Origin of the sequence: Catellatospora sichuanensis (assembly GCF_007483665.1) — a bacterium.
GTDB lineage: Bacteria > Actinomycetota > Actinomycetes > Mycobacteriales > Micromonosporaceae > Catellatospora > Catellatospora sichuanensis.
This window is the reverse complement of sequence record NZ_VIQO01000026.1, coordinates 112,355-134,844: the sequence shown is the minus strand read 5'-3', so window position 1 is coordinate 134,844 and position 22,490 is coordinate 112,355. Positions and strand designations below refer to the sequence as shown.

The 22,490-nt window shown below is 72.8% G+C and carries 27 protein-coding genes; 18 read left to right on the top strand and 9 right to left on the bottom strand.

Features of this window, described 5'->3' with window-relative positions; all coding sequences use genetic code 11:
- The first annotated feature begins 222 nt into the window (after nucleotides 1-222).
- Nucleotides 223-756 carry an NADPH-dependent FMN reductase gene (ssuE, locus tag FLL47_RS32425; RefSeq protein ID WP_144126350.1) on the top strand — a complete coding sequence of 178 codons (534 nt, stop codon included), beginning with the start codon at nucleotides 223-225 and terminating at the stop codon, nucleotides 754-756.
- On the opposite strand, the gene FLL47_RS32420 is transcribed toward ssuE, so the two are convergent.
- Together FLL47_RS32420 and FLL47_RS32415 are read right to left on the bottom strand one after the other, a co-directional pair.
- Nucleotides 746-1,456 (bottom strand): hypothetical protein, encoded by a 711-nt coding sequence (locus FLL47_RS32420; RefSeq protein ID WP_144126347.1) that lies wholly within the window; start codon nucleotides 1,454-1,456, stop codon nucleotides 746-748. The genes ssuE and FLL47_RS32420 overlap by 11 nt on opposite strands.
- Nucleotides 1,453-2,160 (bottom strand): nucleotidyltransferase domain-containing protein, encoded by a 708-nt coding sequence (locus FLL47_RS32415; protein WP_144126344.1) that lies wholly within the window; start codon nucleotides 2,158-2,160, stop codon nucleotides 1,453-1,455. Before FLL47_RS32415 ends, FLL47_RS32420 begins: the two co-directional genes overlap by 4 nt.
- Nucleotides 2,161-2,318: 158 nt before the next feature.
- On the opposite strand from FLL47_RS32415, the gene FLL47_RS32410 reads away from it, so the two are divergent.
- Together FLL47_RS32410 and FLL47_RS32405 are read left to right on the top strand one after the other, a co-directional pair.
- Complete coding sequence (locus FLL47_RS32410; RefSeq protein ID WP_144126341.1) at nucleotides 2,319-2,894, top strand: DUF4291 domain-containing protein; 576 nt, start codon at nucleotides 2,319-2,321, stop codon at nucleotides 2,892-2,894.
- 40 nt (nucleotides 2,895-2,934) lie between these two features.
- Nucleotides 2,935-3,213, top strand: a complete 279-nt coding sequence (locus FLL47_RS32405) for a hypothetical protein (protein ID WP_144126338.1) — start codon at nucleotides 2,935-2,937, stop codon at nucleotides 3,211-3,213.
- Here the strand turns inward: FLL47_RS32405 and FLL47_RS32400 are convergent.
- Nucleotides 3,210-3,473: a macro domain-containing protein gene (locus FLL47_RS32400; protein WP_246158941.1), complete on the bottom strand. Its 264-nt coding sequence runs from the start codon at nucleotides 3,471-3,473 to the stop codon at nucleotides 3,210-3,212. The genes FLL47_RS32405 and FLL47_RS32400 overlap by 4 nt on opposite strands.
- Before the next feature lie 85 nt (nucleotides 3,474-3,558).
- Here FLL47_RS32400 and FLL47_RS32395 point away from each other — a divergent pair, with 85 nt between their 5' ends.
- Together FLL47_RS32395 and FLL47_RS32390 are read left to right on the top strand one after the other, a co-directional pair.
- A complete protein-coding gene (locus FLL47_RS32395) occupies nucleotides 3,559-4,140 on the top strand; it encodes a riboflavin biosynthesis intermediates N-glycosidase (protein ID WP_144126336.1) in 582 nt (193 codons plus the stop codon).
- On the top strand, nucleotides 4,124-4,990 hold the full coding sequence (locus FLL47_RS32390) for a hypothetical protein (RefSeq protein WP_144126333.1): 867 nt from the start codon (nucleotides 4,124-4,126) through the stop codon (nucleotides 4,988-4,990). The genes FLL47_RS32395 and FLL47_RS32390 overlap by 17 nt, the downstream gene beginning before the upstream one ends.
- A 102-nt stretch (nucleotides 4,991-5,092) precedes the next feature.
- Here the strand turns inward: FLL47_RS32390 and FLL47_RS32385 are convergent, their stop codons facing one another.
- Nucleotides 5,093-5,776 (bottom strand): GntR family transcriptional regulator, encoded by a 684-nt coding sequence (locus FLL47_RS32385; protein WP_144126330.1) that lies wholly within the window; start codon nucleotides 5,774-5,776, stop codon nucleotides 5,093-5,095.
- A 101-nt stretch (nucleotides 5,777-5,877) separates the two neighbouring features.
- On the opposite strand from FLL47_RS32385, the gene FLL47_RS32380 reads away from it, so the two are divergent.
- Nucleotides 5,878-6,720 carry an amidohydrolase family protein gene (locus FLL47_RS32380; RefSeq protein WP_246158939.1) on the top strand — a complete coding sequence of 281 codons (843 nt, stop codon included), beginning with the start codon at nucleotides 5,878-5,880 and terminating at the stop codon, nucleotides 6,718-6,720.
- Nucleotides 6,717-7,559 carry a fumarylacetoacetate hydrolase family protein gene (locus tag FLL47_RS32375; protein ID WP_144126324.1) on the top strand — a complete coding sequence of 281 codons (843 nt, stop codon included), beginning with the start codon at nucleotides 6,717-6,719 and terminating at the stop codon, nucleotides 7,557-7,559. The genes FLL47_RS32380 and FLL47_RS32375 overlap by 4 nt, the downstream gene beginning before the upstream one ends.
- A gap of 236 nt (nucleotides 7,560-7,795) precedes the next feature.
- Here FLL47_RS32375 and FLL47_RS32370 read toward each other — a convergent pair whose 3' ends face one another.
- Both FLL47_RS32370 and FLL47_RS32365 read right to left on the bottom strand, forming a co-directional pair.
- Entirely contained in the window at nucleotides 7,796-8,533 is a 738-nt protein-coding gene (locus FLL47_RS32370) for an SDR family NAD(P)-dependent oxidoreductase (protein WP_144126321.1), read from the bottom strand.
- Nucleotides 8,526-9,836 (bottom strand): enolase C-terminal domain-like protein, encoded by a 1,311-nt coding sequence (locus FLL47_RS32365; RefSeq protein WP_186316035.1) that lies wholly within the window; start codon nucleotides 9,834-9,836, stop codon nucleotides 8,526-8,528. Before FLL47_RS32365 ends, FLL47_RS32370 begins: the two co-directional genes overlap by 8 nt.
- A 124-nt stretch (nucleotides 9,837-9,960) precedes the next feature.
- On the opposite strand from FLL47_RS32365, the gene FLL47_RS32360 reads away from it, so the two are divergent.
- From FLL47_RS32360 to FLL47_RS32335, 6 genes are all read left to right on the top strand, one after another.
- Nucleotides 9,961-10,641 (top strand): (Fe-S)-binding protein, encoded by a 681-nt coding sequence (locus FLL47_RS32360; protein WP_144126318.1) that lies wholly within the window; start codon nucleotides 9,961-9,963, stop codon nucleotides 10,639-10,641.
- A gap of 148 nt (nucleotides 10,642-10,789) precedes the next feature.
- A complete protein-coding gene (locus FLL47_RS32355; protein WP_144126316.1) occupies nucleotides 10,790-12,193 on the top strand; it encodes a lactate utilization protein B in 1,404 nt (467 codons plus the stop codon).
- A gap of 31 nt (nucleotides 12,194-12,224) precedes the next feature.
- Nucleotides 12,225-12,824 (top strand): LutC/YkgG family protein, encoded by a 600-nt coding sequence (locus tag FLL47_RS44340; RefSeq protein ID WP_246158937.1) that lies wholly within the window; start codon nucleotides 12,225-12,227, stop codon nucleotides 12,822-12,824.
- 21 nt (nucleotides 12,825-12,845) lie between these two features.
- Nucleotides 12,846-13,841: an aldo/keto reductase gene (locus tag FLL47_RS32345; RefSeq protein ID WP_222106298.1), complete on the top strand. Its 996-nt coding sequence runs from the start codon at nucleotides 12,846-12,848 to the stop codon at nucleotides 13,839-13,841.
- Nucleotides 13,838-15,598, top strand: a complete 1,761-nt coding sequence (locus FLL47_RS32340) for an aldehyde ferredoxin oxidoreductase C-terminal domain-containing protein (protein ID WP_144126313.1) — start codon at nucleotides 13,838-13,840, stop codon at nucleotides 15,596-15,598. Before FLL47_RS32345 ends, FLL47_RS32340 begins: the two co-directional genes overlap by 4 nt.
- 167 nt (nucleotides 15,599-15,765) lie before the next feature.
- Nucleotides 15,766-16,782, top strand: coding sequence for a DivIVA domain-containing protein (locus FLL47_RS32335; protein WP_144126310.1), 1,017 nt, complete (start codon nucleotides 15,766-15,768; stop codon nucleotides 16,780-16,782).
- A 74-nt stretch (nucleotides 16,783-16,856) separates the two neighbouring features.
- On the opposite strand, the gene FLL47_RS32330 is transcribed toward FLL47_RS32335, so the two are convergent.
- Complete coding sequence (locus FLL47_RS32330) at nucleotides 16,857-17,078, bottom strand: hypothetical protein (protein ID WP_144126307.1); 222 nt, start codon at nucleotides 17,076-17,078, stop codon at nucleotides 16,857-16,859.
- 149 nt (nucleotides 17,079-17,227) lie between these two features.
- On the opposite strand from FLL47_RS32330, the gene FLL47_RS32325 reads away from it, so the two are divergent.
- From FLL47_RS32325 to FLL47_RS32310, 4 genes are all read left to right on the top strand, one after another.
- Nucleotides 17,228-17,947 (top strand): sulfite exporter TauE/SafE family protein, encoded by a 720-nt coding sequence (locus FLL47_RS32325; protein ID WP_186316034.1) that lies wholly within the window; start codon nucleotides 17,228-17,230, stop codon nucleotides 17,945-17,947.
- Nucleotides 17,948-17,980: 33 nt separating this feature from the next.
- Nucleotides 17,981-18,484 (top strand): GNAT family N-acetyltransferase, encoded by a 504-nt coding sequence (locus FLL47_RS32320; RefSeq protein ID WP_246158936.1) that lies wholly within the window; start codon nucleotides 17,981-17,983, stop codon nucleotides 18,482-18,484.
- 124 nt (nucleotides 18,485-18,608) lie between these two features.
- On the top strand, nucleotides 18,609-18,974 hold the full coding sequence (locus tag FLL47_RS32315; RefSeq protein WP_144126298.1) for a YciI family protein: 366 nt from the start codon (nucleotides 18,609-18,611) through the stop codon (nucleotides 18,972-18,974).
- Complete coding sequence (locus FLL47_RS32310) at nucleotides 18,971-20,221, top strand: RNA polymerase sigma factor (protein WP_222106297.1); 1,251 nt, start codon at nucleotides 18,971-18,973, stop codon at nucleotides 20,219-20,221. The genes FLL47_RS32315 and FLL47_RS32310 overlap by 4 nt, the downstream gene beginning before the upstream one ends.
- Before the next feature lie 32 nt (nucleotides 20,222-20,253).
- Here the strand turns inward: FLL47_RS32310 and FLL47_RS32305 are convergent, their stop codons facing one another.
- Both FLL47_RS32305 and FLL47_RS32300 read right to left on the bottom strand, forming a co-directional pair.
- Entirely contained in the window at nucleotides 20,254-20,550 is a 297-nt protein-coding gene (locus FLL47_RS32305; protein ID WP_186316033.1) for a CBU_0592 family membrane protein, read from the bottom strand.
- A 25-nt stretch (nucleotides 20,551-20,575) separates the two neighbouring features.
- Complete coding sequence (locus tag FLL47_RS32300; RefSeq protein WP_144126295.1) at nucleotides 20,576-21,484, bottom strand: cyclase family protein; 909 nt, start codon at nucleotides 21,482-21,484, stop codon at nucleotides 20,576-20,578.
- Between the two features lie 72 nt (nucleotides 21,485-21,556).
- Between FLL47_RS32300 and FLL47_RS32295 the strand changes: the two genes are divergently transcribed.
- Nucleotides 21,557-22,474 (top strand): LysR family transcriptional regulator, encoded by a 918-nt coding sequence (locus tag FLL47_RS32295; RefSeq protein ID WP_144126292.1) that lies wholly within the window; start codon nucleotides 21,557-21,559, stop codon nucleotides 22,472-22,474.
- Nucleotides 22,475-22,490: the final 16 nt, after the last annotated feature.

Here is a 22,490-nt window from a genome sequence, read left to right as displayed (position 1 = left end):
GCCTTGCACAATACGCATGCAGAATTCTCTTTGCAAAGAAAGTTCTGCATTCACTTCGACGGTCGCCCGTTTTGCCTGGCATGTGTGCGTATCTTGAAACACGTAGTCCCGTGTGCCGGACAAAGCGGACGATCATGACCGGGATGCGCCGGTTGCGTCCGTGCGCGGCGGGAAACGGCGCGATACGGTGGCTGCGGCAGTGTGAAAACAGGGGAGGTCGATGTGGCTGTTGTGGTCGCGATCAGCGGCTCGCCGTCACCGACCTCGCGGACCGCCCGGGTGCTGGCCAACGTGGCCGGTGCGCTGGACGCCGAGATCGACACCATCGCCGTGCGCGACCTGCCCGCCGACGTGCTCCTCGGGTGTGACCCGTCGCATCCGGTGATCCTCGACATCGCCGAACGCCTCAGGGCCGCCGACGGCGTGATCGTCGCGACGCCGGTCTACAAGGCCGCCTACAGCGGCATCCTCAAGGCGCTGCTCGACCTGCTGCCGCAGTACGCCCTCCAGGGAAAGACGGTGCTGCCCCTGGCCACCGGCGGCACCGTGGCGCACGTGCTGGCCATCGACTACGCGCTGCGGCCCGTGCTCACCACCATGGGCGCGACCCATGTGCTGCCCGGATACTTCGTGCACGACCAGCTGATCAGCGACGGCGCCGACGGCGACATCGTCATCGCCGAGCCCGCCCGCACCCTGCTCGACGGGGTCGTCGCCGCCTTCGCCGCCGCCCTGACCTCGAAGGTCACCGCCTGACCGCGTTCGCCGCCGGTAGCACCGCGCCAGGCCGCCAGTCGGCGACGACCTCGATGTGCAGGTCGGTCCAGTCGCGATCCTGGCGAGGCCGCCAGTCGTCGACCGATACGCAGTGGTGCGGCGCGCCGCAGCTGCTTGCCTCGTCGGGACCCGGCCCCGTGGCCAGCCGCCGCAGGCAGTGTCCCCATTGGCGGAACGCGACCGTGCTGCCGACGACGAACGCCGTCCGCCCGGACAGCTCGATGCGCAGGTGGTCGCGCTGCCCGGCGTACCCGCGTGCGTCGTGGTCGATCTCCTCGTAGCCGGGCAGGACCCCCGGCGGGAGCACCGCCGTGTGCGGCGTGCCGCCCCGCAGCCGCGCCCGCACCTGCTTCCACCGCGACAGCGGGAACTGCAGCCGATGGTGCAGCAACACCAGGTCGTACGACATCGCCTCGCTTCCCGCGAACGGCGTGTGCGCGGGCGGCCGGGCGGCGCGCATCGGCAGGCACACCAGCGAACGCGGCGAGATCGTGGCCAGCGCCCATGCCGCGTGCAGCACCGCGGCGGCCGTCCGGTCGGCGTACATCAGCAGGCAGTGCGGCCGGGGCTCGCCACCCGCCGGGAACAGGGCCGCCCGGGGCAACGGCCGGTAGGGCCGCAGCACCCGGTAGACCGCCGGCCCCAGCCGCACCTCGTCGACGAGCGTACGCAGCCTCATCCGCGCTCGCCGGCGACGCGGAAGCGGTCGACGAGCGGGCCACCGGTCGCCGCGATCCGCTCCGCCGCCATCGCCAGCAGCGCCTGCGGGTCGTGCCGCGCGGCCAGCCACCGCGACGCGAAGGCCGCGTCCAGGTCGAGCAGTTCCCGCGCCCGCCACTTGCCGGTGCCGCGCCAGTGCGGCGGTCGTGCCGTCGCGCAGGCAGCGTCGGCCACCGCTTGCCACAGCAGCGCCGCGGTGGCCGCCGCCTCGATCGGGTCGGCCGCGTGCACCAGGTCGTCGGTCAGGTCCGCGAGGCCGTAGCGCACCATGTTCAGCTGGTCGGCGGTGAGCGGCCGGGGCCCGGCCGCGAGCATGCCCGCACAGTGCGCCTGCAGGTGGGTCGCGTGCTCGTCCGGGCCGGTGAGCAGTCGTCCGCCGCCGAGCATGCGGTGCAGCGCGGGCCGCCCGCCGCGCAGGTCCATTTCCAGGTAATGGTCCAGTCCGGCCTGGTCGTAGGCGAACAGGTCCACGTTGAACCCGTCCCACCGCTGCCACTCGCGGAACGGCAGCCCGCCACCCTCGTCGAAGAAGACCAGGATGTCGAGATCGGATCCGGGCGTACGCGCCGACGTCAGCACACTGCCGGTGAGCATCGCCCACCGCGCGTCAGGGAACCGGTCCTCGACGAGGCGCCGCGCGGCGGCCACGGGATCATCGTGCATGGCTGCCAGGGTTCCCTTGCCGCCGCGGCCGGACAAGCGGATTACCGTGCGGTTGCCCGCACCACGTCTCCGGCCGGATGCCACCTGCCCGACCCGCCTGACGCGGGTAGGCGTAAACCCGGTCGACCGGCGCGGGCCGACGATGGATCATCCAGGGCATGACAGTGCCGACACGACAGATCCGGGCGCTGCACGACGACGAGACGATCACCGTCTACCAGGCGTACCGGCCGGAGATCGGCGAGGCCGCGGCCGCGCTGGGACGGTTTCCGGACTGGTATCGCCGCGATCGGATGACCTGGATCAAGCCGTCCTTCCTGTGGATGATGTACCGCTGTGGCTGGGCCACCAAGGAGGGCCAGGAGCGGGTGCTCGCCGTGCGCCTGCGCCGCGCCGGGTTCGACGCCGCGGTGCGCCAGGCCGTGCCGAGCCACCACGACCGCGACGTGTACGCCGACCAGGCGCAATGGCAGCTGGCCCTGAAACGTTCCCCGGTGCGCGTGCAGTGGGACCCCGAACGCGACCTGAACCTGCGGCCGTTGGCGCACCGCGCGATCCAGATCGGGCTGTCCGGCACGGCCGTCGACGGCTACGTCGACGAGTGGACCGTCGGCATCGCCGACGTGACCGCGCTCGCCCACGAGGTCCACGCGCTGGTCACCGCCCGTGCCCTGGACGGAGCTCGGCGCCTGCTGCCCGACGAGCGGCCGTACGCCCTCGGGCCGGAGTCCTGACGCCTCGGCGTGCCTTGATCCGCTGTCGTACCGTGAGCTCATGTCGCCATATCTCGGGGTGCTGGCGGTGCTGGTGAACGTGGCCGTGGCGGTCGCCGCGCTGCTGCTGTGGCGGCGCGGGCGGCGGGCGGGGCCGGCGACCGCGGCGCAGCGGCTCGCCGCGGCCCGGCAGGCCACGCGCGGCCTGCGCCGGGAGTCGTCGGCGCGCCGCCCGGACCGGGGCCACTTCCAAGACGGGGACCGGCCTGACGACCGTTACAGCAACGCGATCATGGAGAACTCCGCCTACGGCGACGCCGCAGGCGGCAGCGGTCTCTAGACGTCGTACACCGTGGTGGGCACACCCGCGGCGAGCAGCGTGTCCTGCACCAGGCGCACCGCGCCGAGCGCGAAGTCGTTGCGGGCCCGCTCGCGATGCCGGCGCCGGAAGTCGCGTTCCGGCTCCGGCCACCGCCGGGAGATCGCCAGCACGAAACCCTTGCCCCAGCCGCCGACGTCGTTGCAGACGTGCGCGATCACCTTCGGGCCTTTGGCCTGCGGGCTGGTCGCGTCGCCCTTGATGATCGTCAGCGTGGTCACGGTGGGCATCGTGCCGCCACGGTGTGACGCCGGTCGACCGAAATCGTGACGCGCGGCGGGGCCGTGCTGCGCGACACTGGCGGGCATGTCACCTCGCAGCGTCGCCGAACTCGTCACCCTCGCCGAGCACGGGCGGCGGGTGAAGTACCTGATGTTCTGGGGGCACCAGCCGTCCGCGGACGGGAGCATCGGCCCGAGCTGCCTGAGCCAGTGGTGGGAGGCCCCGTTCACGGTGGACGGGCTGACCTTCACGACCGCCGAGCACTACATGATGTGGCGCAAGGCGACGCTGTTCGGCGATGCCGAGGTCGCCCGGCGGATCCTGGCGGTGGACCACCCGCAGCAGGCCAAGGGCCTGGGGCGCGAGGTCCGCGGCTTCAGCCAGGCCGTCTGGGAGCGGGAACGGTACGCCATCGTGCTGGCGGGCAGCGTCGCGAAGTTCGGCCAGGACGAGGCGCTGCGGGCATACCTGCTGTCGACCGGTGAGCGGGTGCTGGTGGAGGCGAGCCCGGTCGACGCGATCTGGGGGATCGGTCTGTCGGCCCGTGACGGCGACGCGTGGTATCCGCAGCGCTGGCGCGGCCTGAACCTGCTCGGGTTCGCCCTGATGGAGGCACGCGAGCAGCTCGCGTCCGGCGTATCCTCGCCCGATGTGCGTCTCGGCTGACCACGCGGACTTCCGCGGCACGACCGTCTACGCGGGCCGCCGTCACCATCCGGTGCACGGGCGGATCGAGGTGTTCGGCTACCAGAACACGGCGGTCAACCTGGCGTCCGGCCCGAACGCGATGCTGCTGCACCTGCCCGCGACCGGGGTCACCCCGGACAACTTCATCGACGTCGGCCGGCACTCCGACGTGCTGACCAGGATGGTGGACGCGGTCGGGGGCGGCGCCGCCGCGGCCGACGGCATGGACTGGATGGAGTTCCCGGCGCCGCAGGCGCACGTGTTCGACCACGACGTCTACACGGTGGTGCTGGCCGAGGACCCGATGGCGGTGTACGCGGCACTCGAACGGGTGCCGCCGCACCGGCGGCCGCAGGTCAGCCCGGAGCTGTTCGAGTTCTACGCGACCGCCTTCCCGGCCCACGCGATCGTGCTGTGCTGCTTCGACAACCGCGACGCGCGCCGGGCGAAACCGCTGCTGCTCTGGTACGAGCCGAGCGATCCGGACCGGATCGTGGTGCCCGCCGTGGACTGCCACACCGGCGGGGTGCCACAGCTCGGCAGTCCCGTCGAACGCGACCACATGGTGATCTTCGGGGTGGACGAGGCGGACGTCGCCGAGGACTGGGGGCTCGGCCCGGAGCATGCGTACTGCGCGGTCATGGACTGGCCGGGGGATATGCGGCACCGGCTGCGCGAGTTCCTGCCCGACCGGGTCGCCGTCGCCGCGATCCCCGCCCTCGACCGCCCGGACCTGCTGGCCAACGGCGACTTCGGCATCGACCTCGCCGACCTCCTCGCCGACCGCGGCCCAACCCACCTGAACACCCTCCACCTCATCACCCCCTGACCTGCCCGCCCGCCGTATGCCGCAGCTCTTTTAAAGAGTCGCGGCATCAGGCCGGACCAGAGAGCGCGACTCTTTAGGAGTTGCGCCAGAAGGGCGGGGCGATCAGGCGGGGAAGGCGGGGAGGTGGCGGTCGCGGGCGGAGGTGAGGTGCTGGTGCATGGCGTCGGCGGCGGCGTCGGCGTCGCCCTTGGCGATGGCGGTGGCGATGCGCTTGTGCTCGCCGACGGTGTCGCCGGTGCCCGCCGAGGGGAAGTAGAGCCGGTGCAGGTGCAGGTGGGAGTGCAGCCGGATGATGGACTCGCGCAGCAGGCCGCTGCCGGACACCTCGGCGACGAGGTCGTGGAAGCGGGCGTCGAGCGCGGTGAACGCGGCGTGGCGGCGGTAGCCGTCGCCGGCCTCGACGGCGACGGTCGCGGCGGCCTCCTCGCGTACCCGGCGGCGCTGCTCGGCGTCGGCGTGCGCGGCGGCGCGGCGGGCGGCGGCGGTCTCCAACAGCAGTCGCATCTCGAACAGCTCGTCGAACTCGGTGCGGGTGAGCAGCGGCGTGGTGGTGTAGCCGGACATGGCCCGCTTGCGCACCAGGCCGTCGGACTCCAGGCGGGCGAGCGCCTCCCGGACGGGGGTGGGGGAGACTTCGAGGGTACGGGCCAGGCCGTCGATGCTCACCCGCTCGCCGGGCGCGATGGCATGTTCCATGATGAGTGTCTTCAACGACTCGTAGACGTCGTCGGTCAGCGTGAGCCGCTGCGCGGGCCGGACCCGGCCGTGGATGGGCGTTGTGGCCATCGGACACCCCTTGACTGTCACCGTCGTGAGCGAGTACACCTTACCGATACGACGATGATATAGGATCTATGATTCAACTGGACCTGACAGGGGGCCGACACGTGCGGATCGACGCGCACCACCACCTGTGGACCGCCGACTACGCCTGGCTGGCCGAACCCGGCCTCGAGCCGCTGCGCCGCGACTACACCGTCGACGATCTGCGCCGCGAGCTGCCGACCGGCAAGGTGGACGCGACCGTGCTGGTGGAGGCCGGGATGTGCCACACCGACGAGACCGTACGCTTCCTGGCGCTCGCCGCGGACACGCCCGAGATCGCCGGGGTGGTGGGCTGGGCCTCGCTGACCGATCCCGACCTGCCCGGCACCATCGCCGCGTTGCTGTCCGGGCGCGGCGGCGACCTGCTCGTCGGCCTGCGCGACCAGGTCCAGGGGGTGACCGACCCCGGCTACCTGGCCCGCCCCGACGTACGCGGCGCGCTGCGCGCGATCGGCTCCGCCGGGCTCACCTTCGACCTCGTGGTGCGCGCCGACCAGCTGCCGGCCTGTGCCGCGGCCGTAGCGGCGGTGCCGAACACCATGTTCGTGCTGGACCACCTGGGCAAGCCCCGGATCACGCCGGACGGGCTGCGCGAATGGCGGGACGCGGTCGGCCCGCTGGCAGCCTGCGACAACGCCGCCGCCAAACTGTCCGGGCTGCTCACCGAGGCCGGTCCGGACTGGACGGTCGAGGCGATCGCGCCGTTTGTGGAGACCGCGCTGGAGCTGTTCGGCCCCGACCGGCTGCTGATCGGCTCGGACTGGCCCGTCTGCGAGCTGGTCGCCTCGTACGCCGACGCGCTGGCCGCGGTCGGTTCCTGCCTGTCGGGGCTGTCGCCCTCGGAGCGGGCCGCCGTGGCCGGCGGCACCGCGATTCGCACCTACGGTCTGGAGATCAACCTATGAAGTTCATGCGCGTCGGCGCCCCGGGCGCGGAGAAGCCGGTGCTGCTGTCCGGCGGCCGGCACTACGACCTGTCCGGGATCACGCCCGACATCGACGGCGCGTTCCTTGCCTCGGACGGCGTCCGCCGGGTCCGGGCGGCCGCCGGGGACCTGCCCGAGATCGACGTCACCGGCCTGCGCGTGGGCGCGCCGGTGGCCCGGCCGGGTGTGGTGCTGTGCGTGGGCCAGAACTACGCGGCGCACGCCGCCGAGTCCGGCGCGACGCCGCCGACCACGCCGATCGTCTTCTACAAGGCCCCGAACAGCGTGGTCGGCCCGTACGACGAGGTGCTGATCCCGCGCGGCTCGACCACCACGGACTGGGAGGTGGAGCTGGCCGTCGTCATCGGGCGGCGGGCCCGCTACCTGGAGTCGCCCGCGCAGGCACTCGACCACATCGCCGGGTACGTGCTGTCCGACGACGTGTCCGAGCGCGACTTCCAGCTGCAGCAGTCCGGTGGGCAGTGGTCCAAGGGCAAGTCCTGCGAGACCTTCCAGCCGCTCGGCCCGTGGCTGGTCACGCCCGACGAGATCGCCGACGTGCAGGGGCTCGGGCTGCGCTCGTGGGTCAACGGCGAGGTCCGGCAGGACTCGAACACCAAGGACATGATCTTCGATGTGGCGTACCTGATCTGGCACCTGTCGCAGTACACCGTGCTGGACCCGGGCGACGTCGTGAACACGGGCACCCCGCAGGGCGTGGCACTGTCCGGCCGGTTCCCGTACCTGGCCGCCGGGGACGTGGTCGAAGTGGAGATCGACGGGCTCGGTCGCCAGCGCTCGATCATGGGCCAGGCCTGAGGCCGACCGGTCACCGGCCCCGGAAGCGGTGCCACCGCCGACACGGTGCACCGCCTCCGGCCACCTGCCTCCGCGGCCCACTTTTCAACGACGCTGGCCTATCTCATCGAGAATGATCTCGAATTTCTCGATGAGATAGGCCAGCGTCTATTCGGGTCGGGTCGGGTCGGGTGGGGTCGGGCGGGTGGGGCTGGGTGGGTGGGGTCGGGTGGGGTGGGGCTGGGCGGGTGGCGGGGTCAGCGGATCAGGCGGAGGCCGCTCATGCCGCCGTCTACGGCGAGCGAGGTGCCGGTGGTCGCGCCGGAGCGCGGGGAAGCGAGGTAGGCGACGGCCTCGGCGACCTGGTCGGCGGTGACCAGGCGGCCGGTGGGCTGGCGGGCGGCGAGCTTTCGCTTCTCCTCGGCCGGATCGTCGGCACCGGCCAGCAGCCGGGCCACCCACGGGGTGTCCACCGTGCCGGGGGCGACGCTGACCACGCGGATGCCCTCGCCGACCAGGTCGGCGGCCATGGCCAGGGTCAGCGCGTGCACCGCGCCCTTGGTCGCCGAGTAGACGGCCCGGTTCACCAGGCCGGCCGTGGCGGCGATCGAGGAGATGTTGACGATCACGCCGCTCTTCGAGCCGCGCAGGAACGGCAGCGCGGCGCGGCTGGCGCGGGCGATGCCGACGACGTTGACGTCCAGGCAGCGCTGCCAGTCGTCGTCAGCGGCCTGCTCGACCGTGCCGACGGCGCTGATCCCGGCGCAGTTGACGAGGATGTCGAGGCTGCCCAGGGCGCCCACCACCCGGGCCATCGCCTCGTCCATCGGCGCGGTCACATCGGCCGTGACGGCCAGGTGCCGGCCGCCCTCGGCGGGCGTGCGGTCGAGCACGGCCACCGCCGCGCCACGGTCGGCGAGCAGGTCGGCGACGGCGGCGCCGATGCCGGACGCGCCACCGGTGATCGCGGCGACCAGGCCTGCGAACTCAGACATCTTCTTTCCACTCCGGACCGTCGGGGAAGCTGTAGCGGACCAGGGACTCCTCGTGCATTCTGGCCGAGAAGCCGGGCGCTTCGGGGGCGGCGTACCGGCCGTTCACGATGCGGACCGGGTCGGCGAAGTGCTCGTGGAGGTGGTCCACATATTCGATCATCCGACCGTCGAGGGACGCCGCGACCGAGGTGTAGTCGAAGAAGGACAGGTGCTGCACCAGCTCGCACAGACCCACCCCGCCCGCGTGCGGGCAGACCGGCTTGCCGTACGCCGCCGCCAGCAGCAGGATCGCCAGGTTCTCGTTGACGCCGGCGACCCGGGCGGAGTCGATCTGCACCACGTCCACCGCGTCGGCCTGCAGCAGCTGCTTGAACATGATGCGGTTGTGCACGTGCTCGCCGGTGGCCACCCGGATCGGCGTGCCGCCGGGGCCGGCCTGGGCCAGCCCGGTGCGGATCGCGGCGTGGCCGAGGATCTCGTCGGGGCTGGTCGGCTCCTCGATCCAGTACGGGTTCAGGTGGCCCAGGGCGCTCACCCAGCCGATCGCCTCGCCGACGCCCCACCGCTGGTTGGCGTCGATGCCGATCGGGAAGTCCGGTCCCAGCGCCTCGCGGGCGGCGGTGAACCGGCGCAGGTCGTCGTGCAGGTCCGCGCCGACCTTCAGTTTCACCATGGCGAACCCGTCGGCCACCGCGCGCAGCGCGCGCCGGGTCACCTTCGCGTCGTCGTAACCGAGCCAGCCCGCCGAGGTGGTGTACGCCGGAAAGCCGTCGGCGCTGATCTGCTCGGCCCGCGCAGCCCGGCCCGGTGCCCGCTCGGTGAGCAGGTCGCGGGCGGCTTCGGGGGTCAGCGCGTCGGTGAGGTAGCGCCAGTCCACGCAGTCCACGACGGCGTCGGGGGACAGGTCGGTCAGGTAGCGCCACAGTGGCAGCCCGGCCCGGCGGGAGGCCAGGTCCCAGGCGGCGTTGACGACGGCGCCGGCGGCCAGGTGCATGACGCCCTTCTCCGGGCCGAGCCAGCGCAGTTGCGAGTCGTGGGTGAGCCGGCGGCCGAACTCGCCGAGGTCGAGGGTGTCCAGATCCTGGCCCACCACGTACGGTCGAAGCGCTTCGATCGCCGCGGCGCAGATGTCGTTGCCCCGTCCGATGGTGAAGGTGAAGCCGTGTCCGACGGCGTCGCCATCGGTGATGAGCTCGACGTACGCGGCCGAATAGTCGGGGTCCGGGTTCATCGCGTCGGAGCCGTCGAGGTGGCGGGAGGTGGGGAAGCGGATGTCGCGCACGCGCAGATCAATGACCTTCATCGCGCCGCGCCCCGGAGTGGGGAGTGGTGGGTCGGCATGTGGTTGGCTCCTTCCGGCTACATCCTGGATCCTATAGGATCTAGCCTTAAGAGCAAGACACCGTCAAGGGAGGAGGACCCGCCCCGTGCGGATCGCACTGTTCGTCACATGCCTTAACGACGCGCTGTTCCCGCAGGCCGGGATTGCGACGGTGGCGCTGCTGGAACGGCTCGGCCACACGGTCGCGTTCCCGGCCGCGCAGTCCTGCTGTGGTCAGATGCACGCCAACACCGGCTACGCCGCGCCCGCCCGGCAGCTCGAACGCCTCACCGAGGCCGCGTTCGCCGGCCACGACGTCATCGTCTCGCCGTCGGGCTCCTGCGTCGCACACCTGCGCGCGCACACCGCCCTACCCGCCTACGAGCTGTCCGAACTGCTCGTGGACGTGCTCGGCGTGACCGACGTGGGCGCGACCTTCCCGCACCGCGTCACCTACCACCCCACCTGCCACGGCCTGAGAGCACTGCGCCTGGGCGACCGCCCCGCGACCCTGCTGCGCGCAGTCAAGGGCCTGGACCTGATCGACCTACCCGAACCCGAACAGTGCTGCGGCTTCGGCGGCACCTTCGCCCTCAAGAACGCCGCCGTCTCCGGCGCCATGCTCGCCGACAAAATCGCCAACGCGGAGTCCACCGGCGCCGAATACCTCGCCGCCGCCGACAACTCCTGCCTGGCCCACATCGGCGGCGGCCTCGCCCGCCACCCCCGCGCCCCCAAACCGATCCACTACGCCGAAATCCTCGCCGCCACCGGAGCCCTCTCATGACGACGCTCCCACCCACCACCCCGACGATCTTGCGCGAACCGTGGGTGCGACACGCGCCGACCGGACAAATAGGCAACAGTTCGCGCAAGATCGTCGCGATCATGGCGGGGGGTCTGTGGTGAGCAGGGAGTTGCCGATCGTGGCGGTCATGCCGTTTGCGGTGGCGGCGGAGCGGGAGCTCGCCGACGGGCAGTTGCGGGCGAATCTGGGCCGGGCCACGCGGACCATTCGTGACAAGCGGGCTCGGGTGGTGGCCGAGGTCGCCGACTGGGAGCCGATGCGGGATCGGGCCGCTGCGGTCAAGGACGAGGTGCTGGACAATCTGGCCGAGCTGCTGGCGCGGTTCGAGGCGGCGGCGGTGGCGGCCGGGGCGGTGGTGCATCACGCGCAGGACGCGGCCCACGCCAACGCGATCGTGACCGGGCTGGTGCAGGGGCAGCGGGCCGAGAGCGTTGTGAAGATCAAGTCGATGGCGACGCAGGAGATCGGGCTCAACGAGGCTCTCGAAGCGGCGGGCATCACGCCGATCGAGACGGACCTCGCCGAGCTCATCGTGCAGCTCGCCGACGACACCCCCTCGCACATCCTGGTCCCGGCGATCCATTACAACCGCAGCCAGATCCGTGAGCTGTTCGCGCGGCGGATGCCGGGGTTCACCGCGACGTCGGACGAGCCGGCGGTGCTGGCGGGTGCGGCGCGGGAGTATCTGCGGCGGACGTTCCTGGCGGCGAAGGTCGCGGTGTGCGGGGCCAACTTCGCGATCGCGGAGACCGGGTCGCTGGTCATCGTCGAGTCGGAGGGCAACGGGCGGATGTGCCTGACCCTGCCGGAGACGCTGATCGCGGTGGTCGGCGTGGAGAAGCTGCTGCCGCGCTTCGCCGACCTCGGCGACTTCCTGCGGCTGCTGCCGCGCTCGTCGACCGGCGAGCGGATGAACCCGTACACCTCGATCTTCACCGGGGTGACGCCCGGCGACGGGCCGCAGCGGCTGCACATCGTGCTGCTGGACAACGGCCGTACGCAGGTCGCGCAGGATCCGGTCGGCCGGGCGGCGCTGCGCTGCATCCGCTGTTCGGCCTGCCTGAACGTTTGCCCGGTGTACGAGCGCGCGGGCGGGCACGCGTACGGCTCGGTCTACCCCGGACCGATCGGCGCGATCCTGTCGCCGCAGCTCACCGGGCAGGACGCGGGCTTCAACAAGACCCTGCCGTACGCCTCGACGCTGTGCGGTGCGTGTTACGACGTCTGCCCGGTGAAGATCAATATTCCGGAGATCCTGGTGCACCTGCGCCAGACCGGCCCGAAGCCGGTCGCCGAGCGGGCCGCGATGTCGACGCTGAGCTGGGTGATGCGCGACCGGCGGCGGTGGCGCGCCGCGCTGCGGGCAGCCCGCTCGGGCAGCGCCCCGCTGCGCCTGATCGCCCGCCGCCACGGCGGCACGCTGCGGCGCGCGCCGTGGCCGCTGTCGGCGTGGACCGCGCACCGCGACGCGCCGCTGCCCGCGGCCGAGTCCTTCCGCGACTGGTGGAGGCGTACCCATGAGCAGTCCTGACCAGCCCGGCCGTGCCGCCGGAGGAGCGGGCATGAGCCTTGCCGAACTGTTCGCCGAGCGGGCGGGCGACTACCGCGCCGGCATGCATCACTGCACCGAGGACGAACTGCCCGAGGTGCTGGCCGGGCTGCTGGCCGGAGCGTCCAAGGTGGTGCTGCCACCGGGTGTGCCCGCAGCGTGGACCACTGCGCTGCCGGTGCCGGTGCTGGCGGACGGTCCCGCAGGCACGGTCGGCCGGACCGGAACGAGTTCGGCGGCCGGTGCGCCCGTCGGCGATGACGGTCTGGGATCGGGCCTGGTGCACCTGCTGACCCCGGCCGAGCTGGACGAGGCCGGGCTGTCGGTGCTCACCGGGTGCGCGGTGGCGATCGCGGAGACCGGCACGATCGTGCTCGACGCCGGGCCGGGGCAGGGCCGGCGGTTGCTGACGCTGGTCCCGGACCACCACGTCTGCGTGGTGCGCGACGAGCAGATCGTCGCCGACGTGCCCGACATGATCCCCGCGCTGGCCGATCCGACGCGTCCCCTGACGATGATCTCCGGGCCGTCGGCGACCAGCGACATCGAGCTCAACCGGGTCGAGGGCGTGCACGGGCCGCGCCGCCTCGACATCGTCTGCGTACATCCCTGAACATCGGAAGGGCGATCCACCATGACCAACCCGGTCGGCAGCTCCATGGTCGCGGTCAGCGCGCTCGGCTTCGGCGCGGCCTCCATCGGCAACCTCTACCGGGCCGTCCCGGACGAGCAGGCCGCGGCCACCGTCGACGCGGCCTGGCAGGCGGGCATCCGCTACTTCGACACCGCCCCGCACTACGGGCTGGGCCTGTCGGAGCAGCGGCTGGGCCGGGCCCTGGCCGGGTACCCGCGCGCCGAGTACGCGATCTCGACGAAGGTCGGCCGGATCCTCGTCGACGACCCCGACGGCGCGGGCGACGACATGGCCAACGGCTTCGCGGTGCCCGCGACCCGGCGGCGGGTGTGGGACTACAGCGCCGCCGGGGTGCGCCGCAGCATCGAGGAGAGCCTGGCCCGGCTCGGCCACGACCACGTCGACATCGTGCTGATGCACGACCCGGAGGAGAGCCCGGAGCCGGAGCAGGCGCTGCGGGAGGCGTACCCGGTGCTGGACGGGCTGCGCCGCGAGGGTGTCGTCGGCGCGATCGGCGTCGGCTCCAAGGATCCCGCGATCCTGGCCCGGTTCGCCGCCGAGACCGATGTGGACGCCCTGATGGTCGCCGGGCGGTACACGCTGCTGGAGCAGCCCGCACTCGACGACATCCTGCCCGCGTGCGTCAAGCGCGGCATCTCGGTGCTCAACGTCGGCGTGTTCAACAGCGGCCTGCTGGCGGTCGAGTGGCCCGACGAGACCCGGCCGTACGAGTACGGCACCGCCCCCGCCGAGATCCTCGCCCGCGCGCAGGGCATCGCCACCGCCTGCCGCCGCCACGGCGTGACCCTGCCGCAGGCCGCGCTCGCGTTCGCCGCCGCGCACCCCGCCGTCGCGTCGATCGTGGTCGGCGCGGGCAGACCCGGGCACGTCGAACGCAGCGCCGAGTGGTTCGCCCTGCCGTCGCCGCCCGCCCGGCTGTGGGCCGAACTGGTCGACGAGGGCCTGCTGCGCCCCGACGCCCCGCTGCCGGCATGACTTACCTGCATGTCGACCTGAGCAGCGGCGGCCAGTACCGCGAGCCCGAACTCGGCTGGGGCGGGCCGCTGCAGGCACTGTCCACGTTGCGCAAGGCGCTGGACGGCCCGGCCGACCCGGCCGATCCTCGGCTGCCCGTCGCGCTGGTCACCAGCACCGTCGCCGGGTTGGGCGCGGTCGGCACGGCCCGTTGCGCAGCCGTAGGCGTCTCGCCGCTGTCCGGTGCGGTCGCCGAGACCCGGGCCGAGGGCCCGTACGCGGCGGGCATGCGCGCGGCGGGCATCACCGGCATCAGCCTGACCGGGGCCGCGGATCAGCCGTCGTATGTGGTCGTCGAGACCGGACGCGCCACCGTGCTCCCGGCGGGCGAGCTGTGGGGGATGGAGACCGGGCAGGCCACCGACACGCTGCTGGCCCGGCACGGGCGTGGTGCCGCCGTCGCCGTGATCGGGCCGGCGGGGGAGGCCGGTGTGCGCTACGCCGCTGTGGTCACCTGCCGGTCGTTCCCGCTGCCCCGGCTCGGGTTCGGGGCGGTGCTCGGGGCCCGCCGGATCAAGGCCGTGGTCTGCGTGCCGTCCGACGGCCGTGCCGAGGGGCGCGCTCCGTGGCCGCACGATGTGCTCGCGGCGCAGGCGCTGTTCACCGCGTACCGCAAGGAGATGCCGGACCACCCGCTGGCGGGCTGGCAGCTCGCGGCCCCGGGATTCGGGGCCTGGCCGGGCACCTCGACCGAACCCGGCGCGGCCGCGGTGCGCAACTTCGCCGACACCGCCACCGCGCCCGCGTCCTGGCCCGGCCTGCACCCTGACCGCTACGCGGAGTTCCTGAGCTGGTCCGGTGGCGGCTGCCCCGGCTGCCCCAACGACTGCGTCAAGGGGTATGCCGGCGCGGGCCTGCACCAGGAGGCCGTGGCGATGCTCGGCCCGAACCTCGGCATCGGCGACCTTGGCGCGATCCTCGCCGCCAATGCCCGCTGCCAGGATCTGGGCCTCGATCCGGTGTCCCTCGGCGGCACCCTGGCCTGCGTGTTCGAGGCCGCCCAGCGGGGCTTGCCGTCCTGGCCGGCCGCCGAGCTGCCCGCCGGAGCCGGGTTCGGGGCCGCGGAACTGCTGGTCGAGCTGGTCGAGCTGGCCGCCCGTCCGGGGCACCCGCTGGGGGAGGGCGCGGCCGCGCTGGCCGCCCGGATCGGTGCGCCGGAGCTGGCCATGACCAGCCGCGGCGTCGAGCTGCCGCCGTTCGACCCGCGCAGCCAGCCCGGCCTGGGCCTGATGTACGCGGCCGCGCCGATCGGCCCGCGCTACGACGCTGTCGAGCACGACCTCGACTTCGACCCGGTGTACGGCCTGCCGCACTGCTTCGACGAGGCCGAGCGGATCGGGGTGTCCGTGCCCGCGCCTGCCTCCACCCTGGACGTCGCGCGCACGCTGCGCCTGGCCGACCTGTGGAGCGGCCTGGACGCGCTGCTGATCTGCCCGTTCGCCAGCACCCCCACCCGCCCGCTCACCCTCGACCGCGTCTGCGAACTGGTGCGGGCCACCTCCGGCCGTCCTATCACCCCGGAGCAGGTGTTCGCCCTCGGCCGGGACCGGCTGCGTGCCCAGCAGGAGATCAACGACCGGCTCGGCGTGCCCGCCGGGAGCCTGCCTGCCAGGTTCTTCGACGAGCCGGTGGCTGTCGGTGCGCACCGCGGCGCGGTGCTGGACCGGCCGAAGTTCACGTCCGCCGTGCAGACGATGCGCGCCCACTGGCGCGCCTGACCTGCGACGCGCAGGTCGCCCGATTTGCCTGGCAGGTGTGCGTATCTTGAGCTCGGTTTCGCCCGTGTGCCCGGCAAGTCGGACGATCTTCAAACTGGTCCTGACCGGAATGCGCGAATCACCGGATTCGGTCCGGCGGAGCAGGGGTCGTTGCCTAGGCTTACGTCATGGCTCGTACCGCCGCTGACCAGGTGCGCAGTGAGGACTTGTTCACGACCGCGCTGTGGGGATACTCCATGGACGAGGTGGACGCCTACGTCGAGGACACCGCCAGGCGCATGCGCCGGCTCGCCGCCGAGATCCAACGGCTGTCCGTCGCGGAGAACCAGCTCGGTGCCGCCCGGATCGAGATCTCCAAACTGACCTCCGAACTCGCCGAGGCGCGGCCGCTGGCCGGCGTCGGCCCCCGCGTGCAGGCGATCCTGCGAATGGCCGAGCGGGAGGCCGAGACGCTGCGCCGGACCGCCTTCGAGGTGCTGCGCAAGGCGTACGAGGAGGCGCGCGAGGTCCGGCAGAAGACCGAGGACGAGGCGTACCAGGCCAAGCGGGACTACGAGCTGGCGCTGGCCCACCGCCGCAAGCACGACAAGGACGAACTCGTCGCGACCGTCCTGGCCGAGGTCGCCGCGGGCGCCGAGCCGGAGCCCGAGCCGCGCGAGACCGCCGGGATGCGGGAGCTGTTCGCGGTCGCGTCCGCGACGAAGCGCCGGCCGGTGGCCGGGGCGACCCGCAAGGGCGCCGTCGAGCAGGTGCCGGCCGTGGTCGAGGCCGGCTCGGACCTGGACTTCACGCCGGATCTCGAAGCCGAACGCGACGTCGAGCCCGAAGCGCCCGTTCCCGCGTCAGCGGATGCCCAAACCGCCGGTCCCGTGCCCGCGGACGGCCGGGCTGCCGTGCCGGTGGACGCCGCCTGCGGCGATGCCGTCGCGGCGGAGGTCGCGGCCGTGGATCATGAGCAGGTAGTGGTGGGGGTGCAGCGGGAGGAAGCCGGGGCCGCCGTGCATGCCGTGCCGGAGGTGCTGGAGGACGAGTACCCGGTCATCGAGGAGCCGGTGGAGATGTTCCACAACGGCTCGAACAAGTCGCGCCGCAAGCGGGCCCGCAACCAGCGCGCCAACCCCGCCGACCCGCAGCCCTCGTCCGCACCCGACCCCGCGCACACGATGCCCGCCAAGCGGCCCTGAGCGACCGGCTTGATCGTCGTCTGGTGCCATGACCTGCGGTCCGACCGCAGGTCATGGCACCAGAACAGTGCTCGTCAAGCCGAGGCTGCCCGCCAGCCGCGCTTGAGGTCGCCGTTCCAGCCGCGCTTGATGTCGGTGGAGGCGTGCGGTGCTCCGACGCGGAGCACGTCCCAGTGGCGGTGCGGCTCCTCGGAGCTCTTCAGCGTGATCCGGTCACCGACTCTGACCTTGGGCTCCACCCAGCACGTCAGCATCCGGTCTCCGGATCTCAGGTCGACCTGAACCAGCGTTGTCATGGCGGCGACGGTAACAGTGATCACGGTCGACGTCCTCCGAGTTTTCGGCCCGCCGCGGCCGCTGCCGGCCAGGTCGGGGGCTGGGGACTGGTTCACATTCTGTTCACGGGGTGCGTGGGCGGGGTGACGCTGCGGGTACGGTGCCGCCCGTGACCCTGTACCTGCTCGCCTTCGCGGTGATCACCCTGGCGGCATTCGCCCAGGCCATCTCGGGCTTCGGCTTCTCCCTGGTCGCCGTGCCGCTGCTGGCGATGATCGTCGATCCGCAGCCGGCCGTGGTCGCCGCCACGATGGTGAGCTTCTGCCTCAACGCCGTCAACGCGTACGGGCACCGCCGCCACATCGACGTCGGTGCGTCGCGGCGGCTGCTGCTGTGGGTCCTGGCGGGGCTGCCGCTGGGCGTGCTGGCGCTGCGGCTGCTGCCCTCTGGCGCGCTGGTCGCCGTGATCGCGCTGGTGACGCTGGGCTGCACGGTGGTGGTCTGGCGGGGCTGGCACATCGCGCCGGGCGGCTGGACCCTGCGCGGCGCGGGCCTGCTGTCCGGGGTGCTCACCACGGCCACCGCCACCAACGGCCCGCCGCTGGTGGCAGCCCTGCAGGCGATGCGGCTCGAGCCGCGGGCGTTCCGGGCCACACTGGCGCTGATCTTCGCCGCGGTGTCGCCGGTCGCGGTGGCCGGTTTCCTGCTGGCGGGCCTGCTCGGCACGCGGGCCGTGCTGGTCGCCGCGGTCGGCCTGCCGGCGGCGGCGCTGGGCGGGTGGGCGGGCAACCGGCTGTTCGCCCGGTTCGACGCGGGCACGTTCCGGCGCATGGTGCTCGGCGCGCTCGTGGTCAGCTCTGCGGCGGCGCTGGCAAAGGCGGCCATGTAGCCGATGTCGCAGGGTTGAGGCAGGGTGGACGGCGTGACTGATCAACTGGTACGCCTCGTCGCCTGGTCCGCCGACGATCTCGAACTGCTGCGCCGGATCAACACGCCCGACATGAAGAAGCACCTCGGCGGCCCGGAGACCGAGGAGAAGGTGCTGTCGCGCCACCAGCGCTACCTGGCGCTGCCGAACGGCCGCATGTTCCGGGTCGCGCTGGCGGCGACCGGGGAGCCGGTCGGCACCATCGGCCACTGGGACCGGGAGTGGCAGGGCGAGCAGGTGTACGAGACGGGCTGGAGCGTGCTGCCGGAGTTCCAGGGCCGGGGCCTGGCCGTCGCGGCGGCGCGGGCGCTGATCGAGGCGGCGCGGGCTGACGGGCGGCATCGCTGGCTGCACGCGTACCCGGGGGTGGACAACCTGCCGTCGAACGCGATCTGCCGCAAGGCCGGGTTCGAGCTGGTCGGGCCGTACGACTTCGAGTTCCCGCCGGGCCGCGCGATGGTCAGCAACGACTGGCGCTACGACCTGCGGAAACCCTGATCGGCCGGAGCGCGGCAAAAAATCTTGGAAGAATTCCGGGGCGGATGTCGAGACCGGCGCGCCGGCTCCGTCCGTGAGGTGAGGGCAGGCCGACGGGGCCTGCCGGACCGGAGGGAAGACCACGATGAAGTACCTGCTGATGATCTACGGCAACCAGGAGAAGTGGGCCTCGATCCCGCCGGAGATCTTCCCGGCGGAGATCGCCAAGCAGGATGCCTGGAACGTCAAGTACAAGGAGACCGGCGAGCTGCTGGGCGCGTACGGGCTGGCCGACGCCGCCGCGGCGAAGCTGGTGCGCCGCGCCGACGGGCTGCCCGCGGTGACCGACGGCCCCTACCTGGAGACCAAGGAGTACGTCGCGAGCTTCTACCTGCTCGACTGCGCCAGCCAGCAGCGCGCGGAGGAGATCGCGGCAGACATGCCGTGGGCTGACCAGGACCCGGTCGAGCTGTGGCCGGTGCTGCACGAGGCACCGGGCAACGACCTGTGATCGCCGACCGGCGCGTCGAGGAGCTGCTGCGCGAACTCGCGCCGCAGGTCCTCGGCGCGCTGGTGCGCCGCTACGGCATGTTCGACGCCTGCGAGGACGCGGTGCAGGAGGCGCTGCTGGTCGCGGCCCAGAAGTGGCCGGTCGACGGACTGCCGGACAACCCGCGCGGCTGGCTGATCACCGTCGGCTCGCACCGCCTGCTGGACGAGGTGCGCAGCGAGTCGGCGCGCCGCCGCCGCGAGGACGCGATCGCGCTGGCGACGCCGCAGTCGGCGCTGCTCGGTGCGCCCGCCGACGCCGTGCCCGACCGCGACGACTCGCTGACTCTGCTGTTCCTGTGCTGCCATCCGGCGCTGGCCGCGCCGAGCCAGGTCGCGCTGACCCTGCGCGCGGTCGGCGGTCTGAGCACCGAGCAGATCGCCACGGCGTTCCTGGTGCCGACGGCGACCATGGCGCAGCGGATCAGCCGGGCGAAGGCGAGCGTGAAGGCGGCGGGTGCGTCGTTCGCGATGCCCGCCGCCGCCGACCGCGCCGACCGGCTGCGCGCCGTGCTCCAGGTGCTCTACCTGATCTTCAACGAGGGGTACGCCACCACGGCCGGCCCCGACCTCACCGCGCCGCAGCTGTCCGACGAGGCGATCCGGCTGACCCGCTGGCTGCACCGGCTGCTGCCCGACGACGCCGAGGTGGCCGGCCTGCTCGCCCTGATGCTGCTCACCGACGCCCGCCGCCCCGCCCGCACGATGCCCGACGGCAGCCTGGTGCCCCTGGCCGACCAGGACCGCACCCGCTGGGATCAGGCCCGCATCGCCGAGGGCGTGGCCCTGCTCACCGAGGCCCTGCCGCGCGGCGCGGTCGGCCCCTACCAGCTCCAGGCCGCCATCGCCGCCGTCCACGACGAGGCCCCCACCATGACCGACACCGACTGGCCCCAGATCCTCGCCCTGTACGGCCTACTCGAACAGGTCGCCCCCAGCCCCGCCGTCACCCTCAACCGCGCCGTCGCCGTAGGCCACGTCCACGGCCCCCGAGCCGGCCTGGATCTGCTCGCCACCCTCGAGACCGACTCCCGCATGACCAACCACCACCGCCTCCTGGCCACCCGAGCCCACCTGCTCGAACAGGCCGGCGACCACCAGGCGGCCGCCACGGCCTACCGCGCCGCCGCCGCCCTGGCCACCAACCTCCCCGAACGCCGCCACCTCACCACCCGCGCCACCCTGAACGAAGGAAGGGCACCTTCTTAACGCTCCGCGTTATAGAAGGTGCCCTTCCAAACTCAGCGGCCCGGTTGAGCAGGCTCGTCGTGGGCTTCCGTGCGGCGGTGGGCGTGTCGGCGGCCGGCGAGGCCGCGCAGCGCGGCGAGGCCGATGACGAGCCAGACGACGTTGACGGCCACGGACGGCAGGGCGCGATGCACGATGCCGTTGACCGCGAGCGCGACCGCGCCCGCCAGGTTCAGCAACTGGTACGTCGTCCCGGCGGCGATGCGCCCGCTGGACAGCAGCCCGTACGCGAGCAGCAGCGCGGCCGCGCCCAGCCAACCGAAGACCTCGACGAGCACGTCGACGCTCACGGCCGGGTCCCACAGTCGCGGGTGCTCATCGCGGCACCAGCGCGTACGCCCGCACGGGGAACGTGCCGAAGTCGCGCACCGGGGCGGGCACCGCGTGCAGGCGGGCGCCGTGCACGGGCAGCTCGCCGAGGCCGGTCAGGTGTTCCAGCACCGGAATGCCCGCGTGCAGCAGGATCGAGTGCGCGGGCCGGGTCTTGCCGTCGGTGCAGTCGATGTTGACGCTGTCGATGCCGACCAGCTTGGCCCCGGCGTCGGCCAGGTGCTTCGCGCCGTCCTCGGCCAGGTACGGCGCGGCAGCCCCGTACCCGGCGGTGCGCCAGTGCCGGTCCCAGCCCGTGTGCAGCAGCACCGCCCGCCCGGCCACGTCGTAGGGCGCGAGGGTCTGCGCGGTGATCGCCCGCTCGGTCGAGCCGGTCAGCCGGACCACGACGACGGGTAGGTCGGCCAGCGATTCCAGGGGCAGCCCGGCCAGGTCGACGCCGCCCTCGTACCGGTGGAACGGGCTGTCCACGTAGGTGCCGGTGTTGCTGACCATGGTGATGCGGTCGATGGTGAACTCGGTGCCCTCGGCGTAGACGCTGCGCGAGTCGGCGCGGGTCAGGTGCGGGAGGATCTCCGGCCCGGGCAGCCCGGGGTAGGTGGTCATGCCGGCCTCGATGACGTGGCTCAGGTCGACCAGCCGGGTGCCCTGCCCGGTGGCGGCGTCCGCGGCCGGGCCGCCGCGGGAGCCCTTGTGCGCCTCGGCGAAGACCTCGACGCCGGACAGCCGCACCTGGTCCACCATCAGCAGGCCGAGGTGGCCGACGAACAGTCCGGCCAGGTCGTCGGCGGTGACGTCCGGGCCGGGCACATCGAGGCGGAAGCCCTGGGCCTGCATCCCGCCGCCGTTGAGGAAGGTCACGTCCGCGTCGAACGACGCCCGGTACTCGGTCATGCCTCCATGGTCCGCCGTGCTTGGCATACAGCACAAGCGACGATCTCTTCATGCGGCATGTAGCCTGACTGAATGCAGATCGACCCGCGCCGCCTCGCCGTGCTGCGCGCCGTCGCCGACGCGGGCGGCGTGCTCGCCGCCGCATCCGTGCTGCACCTGACCCCGTCGGCGGTGTCGCAGCACATCGCGCGGCTGGAGGCGGAGACCGGGGTCACCCTGCTGGACCGCTCGCAGCTGGGCGGGCGGCGCGCCGCCGGGCTGACCCCGGCCGGGCGGATGCTGGCAGGCCACGCCGCGAAGCTCGGCCAGGTGCTGGCCGCCGCCGAACACGAGCTGGCCGCGTTCACCGGGCAGGTGGCCGGGCCGGTGCTCGTCGGGGCGTTCCCGACCGCGATCCGGCACCTGGTGGTCCCGGTGGCCGAAGACCTCGTCACCAGCACGCCCGCGGTCACGCTGCGCATCCGCCAGTACGAGCCGGAGCCGGGGCGGGCCGCGCTGCGTACCGGCGAACTGGATCTGCTGATCACGGAGTCCGACGCGGCCGCTCCCGCTCGCGACCCGGCCGGGCTGCGCACGGTGAAGCTGTTCGACGATCCGTACCGGATCGTGGTGCCGCGCCGCTGGGGTGCGGTCACCGACCTCGCCGTGCTGCGGGAACGGCCCTGGGTCGACGGGCCGCCCGACACCGCGGTGCGCCGCGTGCTCGACCGGGTGTGCGCCCAGCACGGCCTGACCCTGGACCGCCGGCACGAGTGCCTGGAGTTCCCCGCCGCGCTCGCTGTGGTCGCGGCCGGCCTGGCCGCCGCCGTGGTGCCCGCGCTGGCCCTGCCCGAGGAGCATCCGGCGGTCCGTGCCATCACCACCCCGCTGGTCGGCGCCCGTCGCCTGGACCTGATGCACCGCCGCGGCCGCCACGAACCCAGCCCCGCCGCCCGCCTGGTCGCCGCCGCCATCGCCACCCGGGCCCACGACACCGCCCCATCCTCCTAGGACGATCCAGGTGGCG

What these genes read in the sequence shown, in the direction of transcription:
- FLL47_RS32420 (WP_144126347.1), bottom strand. Translation starts at nt 1,456, where the DNA reads ATGAGGCTGCGTACGCTCGTCGACGAGGTGCGGCTGGGGCCGGCGGTC.
- FLL47_RS32415 (WP_144126344.1), bottom strand. Translation starts at nt 2,160, where the DNA reads ATGCACGATGATCCCGTGGCCGCCGCGCGGCGCCTCGTCGAGGACCGG.
- FLL47_RS32410 (WP_144126341.1), top strand. Translation starts at nt 2,319, where the DNA reads ATGACAGTGCCGACACGACAGATCCGGGCGCTGCACGACGACGAGACG.
- FLL47_RS32405 (WP_144126338.1), top strand. Translation starts at nt 2,935, where the DNA reads ATGTCGCCATATCTCGGGGTGCTGGCGGTGCTGGTGAACGTGGCCGTG.
- FLL47_RS32395 (WP_144126336.1), top strand. Translation starts at nt 3,559, where the DNA reads ATGTCACCTCGCAGCGTCGCCGAACTCGTCACCCTCGCCGAGCACGGG.
- FLL47_RS32390 (WP_144126333.1), top strand. Translation starts at nt 4,124, where the DNA reads ATGTGCGTCTCGGCTGACCACGCGGACTTCCGCGGCACGACCGTCTAC.
- FLL47_RS32385 (WP_144126330.1), bottom strand. Translation starts at nt 5,776, where the DNA reads ATGGCCACAACGCCCATCCACGGCCGGGTCCGGCCCGCGCAGCGGCTC.
- FLL47_RS32375 (WP_144126324.1), top strand. Translation starts at nt 6,717, where the DNA reads ATGAAGTTCATGCGCGTCGGCGCCCCGGGCGCGGAGAAGCCGGTGCTG.
- FLL47_RS32370 (WP_144126321.1), bottom strand. Translation starts at nt 8,533, where the DNA reads ATGTCTGAGTTCGCAGGCCTGGTCGCCGCGATCACCGGTGGCGCGTCC.
- FLL47_RS32365 (WP_186316035.1), bottom strand. Translation starts at nt 9,836, where the DNA reads ATGAAGGTCATTGATCTGCGCGTGCGCGACATCCGCTTCCCCACCTCC.
- FLL47_RS32355 (WP_144126316.1), top strand. Translation starts at nt 10,790, where the DNA reads ATGCCGTTTGCGGTGGCGGCGGAGCGGGAGCTCGCCGACGGGCAGTTG.
- FLL47_RS44340 (WP_246158937.1), top strand. Translation starts at nt 12,225, where the DNA reads ATGAGCCTTGCCGAACTGTTCGCCGAGCGGGCGGGCGACTACCGCGCC.
- FLL47_RS32345 (WP_222106298.1), top strand. Translation starts at nt 12,846, where the DNA reads ATGACCAACCCGGTCGGCAGCTCCATGGTCGCGGTCAGCGCGCTCGGC.
- FLL47_RS32340 (WP_144126313.1), top strand. Translation starts at nt 13,838, where the DNA reads ATGACTTACCTGCATGTCGACCTGAGCAGCGGCGGCCAGTACCGCGAG.
- FLL47_RS32335 (WP_144126310.1), top strand. Translation starts at nt 15,766, where the DNA reads ATGGCTCGTACCGCCGCTGACCAGGTGCGCAGTGAGGACTTGTTCACG.
- FLL47_RS32330 (WP_144126307.1), bottom strand. Translation starts at nt 17,078, where the DNA reads ATGACAACGCTGGTTCAGGTCGACCTGAGATCCGGAGACCGGATGCTG.
- FLL47_RS32315 (WP_144126298.1), top strand. Translation starts at nt 18,609, where the DNA reads ATGAAGTACCTGCTGATGATCTACGGCAACCAGGAGAAGTGGGCCTCG.
- FLL47_RS32300 (WP_144126295.1), bottom strand. Translation starts at nt 21,484, where the DNA reads ATGACCGAGTACCGGGCGTCGTTCGACGCGGACGTGACCTTCCTCAAC.
- FLL47_RS32295 (WP_144126292.1), top strand. Translation starts at nt 21,557, where the DNA reads ATGCAGATCGACCCGCGCCGCCTCGCCGTGCTGCGCGCCGTCGCCGAC.